This window comes from Streptococcus oralis, from assembly GCF_002386345.1.
Lineage (GTDB): Bacteria > Bacillota > Bacilli > Lactobacillales > Streptococcaceae > Streptococcus > Streptococcus oralis_S.
In genome coordinates, this window is sequence record NZ_CP023507.1 from 719,109 (window position 1) to 731,183 (window position 12,075).

13 protein-coding genes are annotated in these 12,075 nt (G+C 41.5%); 10 read left to right on the forward strand and 3 right to left on the reverse strand.

What is annotated here, in order from left to right; translation table 11 throughout:
• Positions 1-114: 114 nt before the first annotated feature.
• The 4 genes from CO686_RS03605 to metG all read left to right on the forward strand — a co-directional run bounded on the left by CO686_RS03605 (position 115) and on the right by metG (position 5,374).
• Positions 115-1,299, forward strand: a complete 1,185-nt coding sequence (locus tag CO686_RS03605) for an efflux RND transporter periplasmic adaptor subunit (protein ID WP_096753525.1) — start codon at positions 115-117, stop codon at positions 1,297-1,299.
• Complete coding sequence (locus tag CO686_RS03610) at positions 1,283-1,984, forward strand: ABC transporter ATP-binding protein (protein ID WP_049550361.1); 702 nt, start codon at positions 1,283-1,285, stop codon at positions 1,982-1,984. Before CO686_RS03605 ends, CO686_RS03610 begins: the two co-directional genes overlap by 17 nt.
• A 1-nt stretch (position 1,985) precedes the next feature.
• Positions 1,986-3,245: an ABC transporter permease gene (locus CO686_RS03615; protein WP_049550360.1), complete on the forward strand. Its 1,260-nt coding sequence runs from the start codon at positions 1,986-1,988 to the stop codon at positions 3,243-3,245.
• A 131-nt stretch (positions 3,246-3,376) separates the two neighbouring features.
• Positions 3,377-5,374, forward strand: coding sequence for a methionine--tRNA ligase (gene metG / locus CO686_RS03620; RefSeq protein WP_096753526.1), 1,998 nt, complete (start codon positions 3,377-3,379; stop codon positions 5,372-5,374).
• A 16-nt stretch (positions 5,375-5,390) separates the two neighbouring features.
• Here the strand turns inward: metG and CO686_RS03625 are convergent, their stop codons facing one another.
• From CO686_RS03625 to coaA, 3 genes are all read right to left on the reverse strand, one after another.
• Positions 5,391-5,924 (reverse strand): DNA topology modulation protein, encoded by a 534-nt coding sequence (locus CO686_RS03625; protein WP_000684209.1) that lies wholly within the window; start codon positions 5,922-5,924, stop codon positions 5,391-5,393.
• Between the two features lie 52 nt (positions 5,925-5,976).
• Positions 5,977-6,213 (reverse strand): 30S ribosomal protein S20, encoded by a 237-nt coding sequence (gene rpsT, locus CO686_RS03630; protein ID WP_002895661.1) that lies wholly within the window; start codon positions 6,211-6,213, stop codon positions 5,977-5,979.
• 67 nt (positions 6,214-6,280) lie between these two features.
• Complete coding sequence (coaA, locus tag CO686_RS03635; RefSeq protein ID WP_070535429.1) at positions 6,281-7,201, reverse strand: type I pantothenate kinase; 921 nt, start codon at positions 7,199-7,201, stop codon at positions 6,281-6,283.
• A 196-nt stretch (positions 7,202-7,397) separates the two neighbouring features.
• On the opposite strand from coaA, the gene CO686_RS03640 reads away from it, so the two are divergent.
• From CO686_RS03640 to CO686_RS03665, 6 genes are all read left to right on the forward strand, one after another.
• Positions 7,398-7,802, forward strand: coding sequence for a hypothetical protein (locus tag CO686_RS03640; RefSeq protein WP_096753527.1), 405 nt, complete (start codon positions 7,398-7,400; stop codon positions 7,800-7,802).
• Positions 7,803-8,005: 203 nt separating this feature from the next.
• Positions 8,006-8,596: a class I SAM-dependent methyltransferase gene (locus CO686_RS03645; RefSeq protein WP_007522168.1), complete on the forward strand. Its 591-nt coding sequence runs from the start codon at positions 8,006-8,008 to the stop codon at positions 8,594-8,596.
• Entirely contained in the window at positions 8,593-9,870 is a 1,278-nt protein-coding gene (locus CO686_RS03650) for a pyrimidine-nucleoside phosphorylase (RefSeq protein WP_007522167.1), read from the forward strand. The genes CO686_RS03645 and CO686_RS03650 overlap by 4 nt, the downstream gene beginning before the upstream one ends.
• 19 nt (positions 9,871-9,889) lie before the next feature.
• Positions 9,890-10,552 carry a deoxyribose-phosphate aldolase gene (gene deoC / locus CO686_RS03655; RefSeq protein WP_096753528.1) on the forward strand — a complete coding sequence of 221 codons (663 nt, stop codon included), beginning with the start codon at positions 9,890-9,892 and terminating at the stop codon, positions 10,550-10,552.
• A complete protein-coding gene (locus CO686_RS03660; protein ID WP_000246111.1) occupies positions 10,539-10,928 on the forward strand; it encodes a cytidine deaminase in 390 nt (129 codons plus the stop codon). Before deoC ends, CO686_RS03660 begins: the two co-directional genes overlap by 14 nt.
• Positions 10,929-11,017: 89 nt before the next feature.
• Positions 11,018-12,073 carry a BMP family lipoprotein gene (locus tag CO686_RS03665; RefSeq protein ID WP_001036157.1) on the forward strand — a complete coding sequence of 352 codons (1,056 nt, stop codon included), beginning with the start codon at positions 11,018-11,020 and terminating at the stop codon, positions 12,071-12,073.
• Positions 12,074-12,075: the final 2 nt, after the last annotated feature.

Genomic DNA, 12,075 nt, shown 5'->3' on the forward strand with positions numbered 1-12,075 from the left:
CGAACGAAATAATAATCCTGAACTGTCATTGTTTCTATCTGAACTGTCATTGTTTGGGCTTGGTATTTTTGATATAATGGTTTTTGTAAGGAAAAAGAATAAAGGAGCTTAAAAATGAAAAGAAATAAGAAGGCAAAAAAATGGCAATTATACACAGCGATTGGTGTTTCCAGTGCTATTGTTATCGGTGCTGCGGGGATTTTGATTTTTAGACAACCTTCCCAGTCAGCAGTCAAGGAGGAAACCCCTCATATCGTTACTGCTAAGGAAGGTTCTGTTGCTTCATCGGTTCTCTTGTCAGGTACAGTTACAGCAAAAAATGAACAATACGTTTATTTTGATGCTAGTAAGGGAGATCTAGATGAAATTCTCGTTTCAGTCGGGGACAAGGTCGAAGAAGGGCAAGCTTTGGTCAAATACAGCAGTGCAGATGCTCAAGCTGCCTATGATGCAGCCGATCGTGCAGTTGCAAAGGCAGACCGTCATATTGAGGAGTTAAACAAAGCTCGTGAAAATGCATCAGCTACACCAGCTTCTTCACAGGTTCCAACAGAAGCTGGACTCCCAGAACAAGCGCAAGCAGCGACTTCTTCCGTATCTTCTATTGATTCTCAAATCAGTGATGCCAAGGATAATCGTGCAGATGCTGTTGCCCAACTCAACAAGGCTCAGGCTCAGCTAGATGCTGCAACTGTCCTCAGTACACTAGAAGGGACTGTAGTTGAAGTTAATCGTAATGTTTCCAAATCGCCAACAGGTAATAGTCAAGTGGTAGTACATGTCGTAAGTAATGAAAACTTGCAGGTCAAAGGGGAGTTGTCTGAATACAACCTTGCTAATCTTTCTGTTGGGCAAGAAGTTACCTTTACTTCGAAGGTTTATCAAGATAAGAGCTGGACAGGTAAAATCAGCTATATTTCTGATTATCCTAAAAACAACGGGGAAGCAGCAAATGCAGCCCTTGGAGGAAATACTGGATCTAAGTACCCTTATACTGTTGATGTGACTAGCGATATCGGTGAGTTGAAACAAGGCTTCTCTGTCAGTGTGGAAGTCAAAAATAAGAGTAAGGCCATCCTTGTTCCTTTAACAAGTGTCGTTACCGAAAATGACAAAAACTATGTCTGGATCGTTGACGAGCAGAAAAAAGCGAAGAAGGTAGAAGTTACTTTGGGGAATGCGGACGCAGACAACCAAGAAATTACTTCAGGTTTGACAGACGGAGCCAAGGTCATCAGTAATCCAACATCTTCCTTGGAAGAAGGAAAAGAGGTGAAGGCTGATGAAGAAACTAATTAGTCTCAAAAATATCTGTAGAAGTTATCGAAATGGTGACCAAGAACTGCAGGTCCTTAAAAATATCAGTCTAGAAGTTCATGAAGGTGAGTTTGTTGCCATTATGGGACCATCTGGTTCTGGTAAGTCTACCTTGATGAATACCATCGGAATGTTGGATACACCAACCAGTGGAGAGTACTATCTTGAAGGTCAAGAAGTTGCAGGTCTTGGAGAGAAACAACTGGCCAAGGTCCGCAACCAGCAAATCGGCTTTGTCTTTCAGCAGTTCTTTCTCTTGTCCAAACTCAATGCGCTTCAAAATGTCGAATTGCCCTTGATTTACGCTGGTGTTTCGACTTCAAAACGACGGAAATTGGCTGAGGAATTTCTGGAAAAGGTTGAGCTAACGGAGCGCAGTCATCATTTGCCTTCCGAGTTATCAGGTGGTCAAAAGCAACGTGTAGCGATTGCGCGTGCCTTGGTAAACAATCCATCTATCATCCTAGCTGACGAACCGACAGGAGCCTTGGATACCAAGACAGGAAATCAAATCATGCAACTGTTGGTGGAGTTGAACAAGGAAGGGAAAACCATTATCATGGTCACGCATGAACCTGAGATTGCTGCCTATGCCAAACGCCAGATTGTCATTCGCGATGGTGTTATCTCATCAGACAGCGCCCCAGTAGAAAAGGAGGAAAACTAAGATGCAGAATCTGAAATTTGCCTTTTCATCCATCATGGCTCATAAGATGCGTTCCTTTCTGACCATGATTGGGATTATCATCGGAGTTTCGTCTGTCGTCGTCATCATGGCTCTGGGAGACTCCATGTCTCGTCAGGTCAATAAAAACATGACCAAATCGCAGAAGGATATTCATGTCTTTTTCTCTCCTATCAAGAGCAAGGACGGCTCCTTTACGCAGAAACAATCCGCTTTGACGGTCAGTGGGAAAGAAGAGGATGTTTATGTTGAACCACCAAAACCACTGGAGTCTTGGGTCAAGGAGGCTGCTAAACTCAAAGGAGTAGACAGTTACTATGTCACCAACTCGACTAACGTTACCCTGTCTTATAAGGATAAGAAGGTTGAACGAGCGACTTTGACTGGTGGAAATAGCACCTACATGAACGCAGTTGAAAATGAGATCGTTGCTGGTAGAAGTCTAAGACCACAAGACTACAAGGAATTTGCCAGTGTGATTTTATTGGATGAAGAACTAGCCAAGAGTTTGTTTGATAGTCCAGAAGCTGCGGTTAATCAAGTCATCTCTGTCAATGAATTTAGTTACCGTGTGATTGGCGTTTATACAAGTAATGAAGCTAAAACTGCTAAAGCTTTTGGGATTGGTGGTCTTCCAATTACGACCAATATCTCTCTCGCAGCTAATTTTAATACTGATGAAATCTCGAACATCGTCTTTCGTGTCAATGATACTAGTCTAACGCAGACCTTGGGTCCAGAGTTGGCTCGAAAACTGACTGAGATTGCAGGTCTTCAACAAGGGGAGTACCAAGTTGCGGATGCAACTGCCGCCTTCCAAGAGGTACAACAACTATTTGGATTTATGACCACTGTTATCAGTGCCATTGCAGGGATTTCACTCTTTGTTGGTGGTACAGGTGTTATGAATATCATGTTGGTTTCTGTGACAGAACGTACGCGTGAGATTGGCCTGCGTAAGGCTCTTGGAGCTACACGGGCTAATATCTTAGTACAGTTTTTGATTGAATCTATGATTTTGACCTTGCTAGGTGGTGTCATTGGTCTAGTAAGTGCAGCAGGCTTAACAATGTTAGCGGGTATCCTATTGCAAAATATGATTGCAGGTATCGAAGTTGGGGTTTCCCTCCCAATTGCTCTCTTTAGCTTAGCTGTGTCAGCTAGCGTTGGTATGATTTTCGGAGTCTTGCCGGCCAATAAAGCCTCTAAGCTTGATCCAATAGAAGCCCTTCGCTATGAATAAGATAAACAAGAAAAAAAGATAGACATTTGTCTATCTTTTTTTTGTATGGATTTTCCTATCGAAAATCACTAAAAATATGATATAATGAAGTGTTAGAAAATCAGGTTTCATTTGCCTGGAAAGGAAAAATTATGTCTGAAAAGAATTTTTATATTACAACACCGATTTACTATCCATCTGGTAAACTTCATATCGGTTCTGCCTACACAACCATCGCTTGTGATGTCCTAGCTCGTTACAAACGCCTCATGGGCTACGATGTCTTTTATTTGACAGGTCTGGATGAGCATGGTCAAAAGATTCAACAGAAAGCGGAAGAAGCTGGCATCACACCTCAAGCCTATGTTGACGGCATGGCAGTTGGTGTCAAAGAACTCTGGAAATTACTCGATATCTCATACGATAAATTTATCCGTACAACTGATGACTACCATGAAAAAGTTGTAGCCGATGTCTTTGAAAGACTCTTAGCCCAAGATGATATCTACTTGGGTGAATACTCTGGCTGGTATTCAGTCTCAGATGAGGAATTCTTTACAGAAAGCCAGCTTGCGGAAGTTTTCCGTGATGAAGCTGGTAATGTAACTGGCGGTATTGCTCCATCAGGACATGAAGTGGAGTGGGTTTCTGAAGAGTCTTACTTCCTTCGCCTCAGCAAATACCAAGACCGTTTGGTTGAATTTTTCAAATCGCACCCTGACTTCATCACTCCAGATGGTCGTCTTAATGAAATGTTGCGTAACTTCATCGAGCCAGGTTTGGAAGACTTAGCGGTTTCTCGTACAACCTTTACATGGGGTGTGCCAGTCCCATCCAATCCAAAACACGTTGTCTACGTTTGGATTGATGCCCTTCTCAACTATGCGACTGCTCTTGGTTACGGTCAAGACGATCATGCTAACTATGATAAATTCTGGAATGGAACGGTCTTCCACATGGTCGGAAAAGACATTCTTCGATTCCACTCAATCTACTGGCCAATTCTTCTCATGATGTTGGATATGAAATTGCCAGACCGCTTGATTGCCCATGGTTGGTTCGTTATGAAAGACGGCAAGATGTCTAAGTCTAAGGGGAATGTCGTTTACCCTGAAATGCTAGTAGAACGTTATGGACTGGATCCACTTCGTTACTACCTCATGCGTAGCCTTCCAGTCGGTTCAGACGGAACCTTCACTCCAGAAGACTATGTAGGCCGTATCAACTATGAATTAGCAAATGATCTTGGAAACCTCCTTAACCGTACGGTTTCCATGATTAACAAGTATTTTGATGGGCAAATCCCTGCCTATGTAGAGGGTGTAACAGAGTTTGATAATGCTCTTGCTGAGGTTGCAGAACAATCTATCTCTGACTACCATACACACATGGAAGCCGTTGATTACCCACGTGCTTTAGAAGCAGTCTGGACACTTATCTCACGTACCAACAAATACATCGATGAGACAGCCCCATGGGTCTTGGCTAAGGATGAAGAGCACCGTGACCAATTGGCAAGTGTGATGAGTCACTTAGCAGCTAGCCTTCGTGTCGTAGCTCACATGATTGAGCCATTTGTGATGGAAACTAGTCGCGCCGTATTGGCACAACTTGGTCTAGCAGAAGTTTCTAGCCTAGAAAACTTGAGCTTGGCTGATTTCCCTTCAGGTGTGACTGTTGTTGCCAAAGGAACACCAATCTTCCCACGTCTCGACATGGAAGAAGAGATTGCCTATATCAAAGAACAAATGGAAGGTAACAAACCAGCAGTCGAAAAAGAATGGAATCCAGATGAAGTTGAACTCAAACTCAACAAGGATGAAATCAAGTTTGAAGACTTTGACAAGGTTGAGATCCGTGTCGCAGAAGTCAAAGAAGTGTCTAAAGTGGAAGGTTCTGATAAGTTGCTCCAATTCCGCCTAGATGCTGGTGATGGTCAAGACCGTCAAATCCTCTCAGGAATAGCTAAATACTATCCAAACGAACAAGACTTGGTCGGCAAGAAAGTCCAAATCGTTGCCAACCTCAAACCACGTAAGATGATGAAGAAATATGTCAGTCAAGGGATGATTCTCTCAGCTGAACATGATGGCAAATTAACCCTTCTCACAGTGGATCCAGCTGTACCAAATGGAAGTGTGATTGGGTAAAAGCAAAAAACCAACGTTAGGCACGTTGGTTTTTCTTGTTATGTACGAGATTATCTAAGAAGTGGTCTATCTCCTTTTGAGACTGGAGGACAATTACTTTCTCTAGATAGGTTTCTTGAACCCGTTGATAACGTTCTTTGGCATTCTTTGTCCGTCCATCCCAGAGAATCCATCGGATAAACTCCCAGTCAAAGCGTTCAGGGCAACCTGCAGCCATACTTTCTCTGACCTTGCGTCGATATGTGAGATACCGTTTAAAGGCTCGAAAGAGACAAGTCCATGGTGGAAAGTTGAGAAAGATAATTTGGTCAGCTTCCAGCATTCTTTCTTCATAGCAACACCAAGAGTAGTTGCCATCGATAACCCAAGCTTCATGCTTTGTGAGAAAGTTTTTCAACTCGCCCAGCATCCATTCGCGGTCACTGTCTTGCCAACCAGGTTGAAATTGGAGTGTATCCATATGCAGTTTGGGGATGGAGTAGTAGTTTGATAATTTTTCAGCTAGGGTTGACTTGCCTGCTCCGGAATATCCTATAATTGCGATTTTCATTTTCTACCTTTTCTGACTAGAGGACAAAAAAACAGCCTCTATGGACTGTTTCTTATTTAGCAAGTTTAGCTGAAAGACGAGCTTTATCGCGGCTTGCTTTGTTTTTATGAATCAAACCTTTAGTTTCTGCTTTGTCGATAGCTGAGCTAGCAGCACGGAAAAGTTCTTCAGAAGGGTTTGCTTCGAAAGCTTTGATAGCAGTACGCATAGCTGATTTTTGAGCTGAGTTTTTTTCGTTGTGTTTAACGTTCAATTCAGCGCGTTTGATAGCTGATTTAATGTTTGCCAATGTTCTTACCTCCATATTTACTAACTATACCATTATATATGAAAACTTAGGTTTTGACAAGGGGAAATTATTTTTTTAGGTAAATTTCATCGATTTCATGGTTTTTAGTCTTGTGGAGAATGACCTCGGCGCGATTCCTTGTTGGTTCGATATAGTTTTGTAGATTTGTGAGATTAATGCTGGTCCAAACCTGGTGTGCAAAGGCTTCAACTTCTCCAATTGGCATTTGTGTAAAACGGTGGTAGTAGCTGTTGGGGTCATTTTGGGCAAAGCTGAGTAGTTTCAAGAAACGATCCAGATACCAACTTTCAATGTCCTCGACAGCAGCATCCACATAGATGGAGAAATCAAAGAAATCAGTGATGTAAAGGCGCTCATTTTGAGGGTTTTGAAAGACATTGATGCCTTCGACAATAACAAAGTCAGCAGCTTTGACACGTTGTTTCTCTCCAGGAACGATGTCATACACTTCATGAGAATAGACAGGAATATCGACATCTTGTCCATTCTTTAGGCGATCAAGAAAATCCAGTAAAGCTTCCATATCATAACTTTCAGGAAAACCTTTGCGATTTAAGATATCTTGGTCCATCAAGGTTTGATTGGGATAGAGAAAGCCGTCAGTTGTCACCAATTCTACAGTAGCATCAGTAACTGTACGAGAGAGAAGGATTTGCATAAGTCGGCTAGTTGTTGATTTTCCTACAGCTACACTTCCTGAAACTCCAATAATGAAGGGTTGAGATTTACTCTCTCTTTGGAGAAAAATCCCCTTAGAAAAGGCTAAATCCTCTTTGGTGCGTTTGTAAATTTGGATGAGATGAGCTAAAGGTAAATAAATATCTGTCACATCTTGCAGACTAATCTGGTCATTGAAACTCTTTATGGATTCTAGTTCCTCTTCTGTCAAAGGAGGTGTTGTCTTTCGATGTAAAGATTGCCAAGTCTGGCGACTGATTTTTTCAAAATGTAAAAATTCGTTGGTCATTGTTTTCCCCTAGATCTTTTGTCTATCATACCATAAAAAGCTAAAAAAATAAAGCGGTTTCTTGATGGTAGTAAGTCAATATCGTATAATAGAGATGGAGGTTGAATAGTTTAATGATTAGATAGGGAATTGTTTCTGAAGAGTTATCAGTTATTAAAAGTGGGTTTTTTAGTTCACAACTTATAGGAGGTGTGTCATGAAAATCTTAAAAAGTTATATATTGGAACTCTGTTTTATTTTAAGTTTTGCCTTACCTTTTATAAGGGGAGCGAATGCGGATAATGGTAGACGCTTTGTAGAAACCTATTACGGTTTTACTTTTTTGATGGAACATGCCATTGTAACAGTTGTCTTTATCTGTTCGCTCTTGATTGCTTGGCTAGTAAAAAAGCAGTGGACGAAATGGCTTGCTGCTGGTAGTTATCTATTTTTGATTTTGTGGATTGCTACAGAAGGATATCTATTCCGTATGTCACTAGAAGATTTGATACGACTTTGGACAAGTTTGGAAATCTTGACACAAACTTATCAGTTGGGTTTTTATCTAAACATCATATTGGGAAACTTGTTGATAATAAAGTATCTTAAGGTTAAGAAATAGTGATAAAAATGCGCCTGATTGCAGACGATCTGTTTTTTACTGACTATGATAATTTGTAGTTCCCGATAGATTGTAATGTATTTCTAATCATTGAAAGAGATTGAAGAAAAGGTTTTACTTACTAGCTTTCTTCAGTCTTTTTCATTTGATCATCACTTTGTAAACGATTTACAATTCAAGCCAAATTATGGTAAAATAGTTTTATGAGTAAAATGTATTATGCAGAAAATCCTGACGCTGCTCACGACATTCATGAGTTGAGAGTGGAGTTGTTGGGAGAAAACATGACCTTTTTGACGGATGCGGGTGTTTTTAGCAAGAAAATGGTTGACTTTGGGAGTCAGCTTTTGCTCAAGTGCCTAGAGGTCAATGAAGGAGAGACGGTCCTTGATGTGGGTTGTGGTTATGGGCCATTGGGTTTGTCATTGGCCAAGGCTTATGGAGTTCAAGCAACCATGGTTGATATCAATAATCGTGCCTTGAACCTAGCGCGACAAAATGCTGAACGAAATAAAGTAGAAGTAGCAATTTTCCAATCCAATATCTATGAACAAGTTGAAGGGAAATTTGACCATGTTATTTCCAATCCGCCGATTCGAGCGGGCAAACAGGTTGTTCATGAGATTATCGAAAAGAGCAGAGATTTCTTGAAAGACGGAGGAGATTTAACCATCGTCATTCAGAAAAAACAAGGAGCTCCAAGTGCTAGAAATAAGATGGAAGACGTTTTTGGAAATTGTGAAATCGTAAAGAAAGATAAGGGATATTATATCCTTAGAAGTGTGAAAGAATGAGAGCAGTTGATTTAATTCAAAAGAAACGAGATGGTCAAGAACTGACTGCAGCTGAAATCAAGTGGCTAGTAGAAGGCTATGTGGCAGGAACTGTTCCAGACTATCAAATGTCTGCTTTTGCTATGGCTGTTTATTTTAAAGGAATGACCACACGTGAAATTTCTGACCTGACGATGAATATGGTTAAAACAGGTCAGGAGTTTGATTTGTCAGCTATTGAGGGGGTTAAAGTTGACAAGCATTCGACTGGTGGAGTAGGTGATAAGGTGACCTTGATTCTGGCTCCCCTTGTTGCGAGTTTCGGTGTGCCCGTTGCTAAAATGAGTGGTCGTGGCCTCGGTCATACTGGTGGGACAATTGATAAATTGGAGTCCATTAAGGGCTATCAAGTTGAGCGAAGTCAAGAAAATTTCATTCGTCAGGTACAGGATATTGGTGTATCTGTCATTGGGCAGTCCGATCAGCTGGTTAAAGCAGACAAACTTCTCTATGCCCTCCGTGATGTGACAGCAACTGTCGACACGATTCCTTTGATTGCTAGTTCTGTTATGAGCAAGAAAATTGCTGCAGGTGCGGATGCCATTTTGCTAGACGTAACGGTCGGTGAGGGTGCCTTCATGAAGACGGTTGGTGAGGCGCGCGAATTGGCTCAAACCATGGTGGATCTTGGTAAGGCTGTTGGTCGAAAAACAGTAGCAGTCATTACCGATATGAGTCAGCCCTTGGGAAGAGCCATTGGCAATCGTCTTGAAATCCTTGAGGCAATCGAGATTCTCCAAGGAAAAGGCCGAGAAGATATTAGTCACTTTATCTGCGAGCTAGCTCAGATTATGCTTGGCTTGGCTGATGTTGAGAAAACGATCAAGGAAATCCGTCAACACCTGGAAAATGGCCAAGCACTGGCTAAGTTTGAAGAAATGGTAGCAGCACAAGGCGGCGATTTAGAAGATCTCTATCGCCCAGTCAAAGTTGCCCATGTGCTGGAAATTCCAGCTCAAGAAACGGGTGTTATTTCAGCCCTTCCAGCTATGGAATTTGGGCTCTATGCCATGAGACTAGGAGCTGGTCGTGCAGTCAAGTCTGATGACTTGGACTATGAAACAGGGATTGTTTTTGAAAAGAAAGTTGGAGACTCCGTTCAAAAAGGAGAAATTGTTGCAAAAGTTTATACAAATGGAAAAATTTCTTCTGAACTAGTTACAGAATTTCAAAAATATGTTAAAATAAATGATGGAGTGCAAAGTTTACGAGAAATTATAGAAATTATCTCATAAAACCAGGGAGAATCCGAATATGAAGTTAAATAAATATATTGATCATACGCTTTTAAAGCAAGATGCAAGTCAAGAACAAATTGATCGTTTGCTATCTGAAGCGCGTGAGTATGACTTTGCCAGCGTTTGTGTCAATCCCACATGGGTTAAACATGCGAAAACAGGGCTTGAAGGCTCAGATGTAAAAGTTTGTACAGTAGTAGGTTTTCCTTTGGGAGCAACAACTTCAGCTGTGAAAGCTTTTGAAACAAAAGAAGCTGTCCAAAATGGTGCAGATGAGATTGATATGGTTATCAATGTTGGTGCCCTCAAATCAGGCAATCTGGATTTGGTTGAATCGGACATCCGTGCTGTCGTAGAAGCAAGTGGTGACAAGTTGGTGAAAGTCATTATTGAAGCTTGCTTGTTGACAGACGATGAAAAGGTTGTGGCCTGCCAATTATCCCAGAAAGCAGGCGCAGACTATGTCAAAACATCAACTGGATTTTCAACTGGTGGTGCCACTATAGAGGATGTTCAGTTGATGCGTAAAACAGTCGGGCCAGATATGGGAGTTAAGGCAGCTGGTGGAGCCCGTTCGTATGCTGATGCTGTCGCTTTTGTGGAAGCAGGTGCTACCCGTATCGGAACATCAGCTGGCGTTGCGATTTTAAAAGGAGAATTGGCTGATGGCGACTACTGAGTTGATTGAACTAGCCATTGAAACCAGTAAACAAGCCTATGTACCCTATTCTCATTTTCCTATTGGAGCTGTTTTAGTAGCCAAGGATGGTAGTATTTATACGGGTGTAAACATCGAGAATGCTAGTTATCCCTTGACTAATTGTGGAGAACGTACTGCTATTTTTAAAGCAGTTTCGGAGGGGCAACGGGAGTTTTCAGAATTGATTGTCTACGGACAAACTGAAAAACCCATCTCACCATGTGGTGCTTGCCGCCAGGTCATGGTTGAATTTTTTGAACAAGATCTAAAAGTGACTTTAGTCGCTAAAGATAAATCGACGGTCGAGATGACGGTCGGGGAGTTACTTCCATACTCATTTACAGACTTAAACTAGTCTGAGTCACTCTCTGAGTGATGCGGTCCTTGTGGCCAACCAATCCATACTTGCAACATCGTTGCACATCTTATTTAGGAGGTTCAGTAATGAACAAGAAACAATGGCTAGGCCTTGGTCTAGTTGCAGTAGCAGCAGTTGGACTTGCTGCATGTGGTAACCGCTCTTCTCGTAACGCAACTTCATCTTCATCAGAAATGAAGACCAAAGCAGCAATCGTAACAGATACTGGTGGTGTTGATGATAAATCATTTAACCAATCAGCTTGGGAAGGTTTGCAAGACTGGGGTAAAGAACACAATCTTTCTAAAGATAAAGGTTACACTTACTTCCAATCAACAAGCGAAGCAGACTATGCTAACAACTTGCAACAAGCGGCTGGAAGTTACAACCTGATCTTCGGTGTTGGTTTTGCCCTTCACAATGCAGTTGAGGAAGCAGCAAAAGACCACTCTGACCTAAACTATGTCTTGATTGATGATGTGATTGAAGGTCAAAAGAATGTTGCGAGCGTAAGATTTGCGGATAACGAAGCAGCTTACCTTGCTGGTGTTGCAGCAGCAAAAACTACAAAAACAAAACAAGTTGGTTTTGTAGGTGGTATCGAATCTGAAGTTATTTCACGTTTTGCAGCTGGATTCAAAGCTGGTGTTGAGTCAGTAGACCCATCTATCAAAGTCCAAGTTGACTACGCTGGTTCATTTGGTGATGCTGCCAAAGGTAAAACAATTGCAGCAGCTCAATATGCTGCCGGTGCAGACGTTGTCTACCAAGCAGCTGGTGGTACAGGTGCTGGTGTCTTTGCTGAAGCAAAATCATTGAACGAAAACAAAAATGAAAACGAAAAAGTTTGGGTTATCGGTGTAGACCGTGACCAAGCAGCAGAAGGTAAATACACTTCTAAAGATAGTAAAGAATCTAACTTCGTTCTTGTATCTACATTGAAACAAGTTGGTACAACTGTAAAAGATATTGCCAACAAAACAGAAAAAGGTGAATTCCCTGGTGGACAAGTGATTGTTTACTCATTGAAAGATAAAGGGGTTGAGCTAGCAGTAACAAACCTTTCAGAAGAAGGTAAAAAAGCTGTTGAAGATGCAAAAGCTAAAATCCTTGACGGAAGCGTAAAAGTTCCTGAAAAATAATG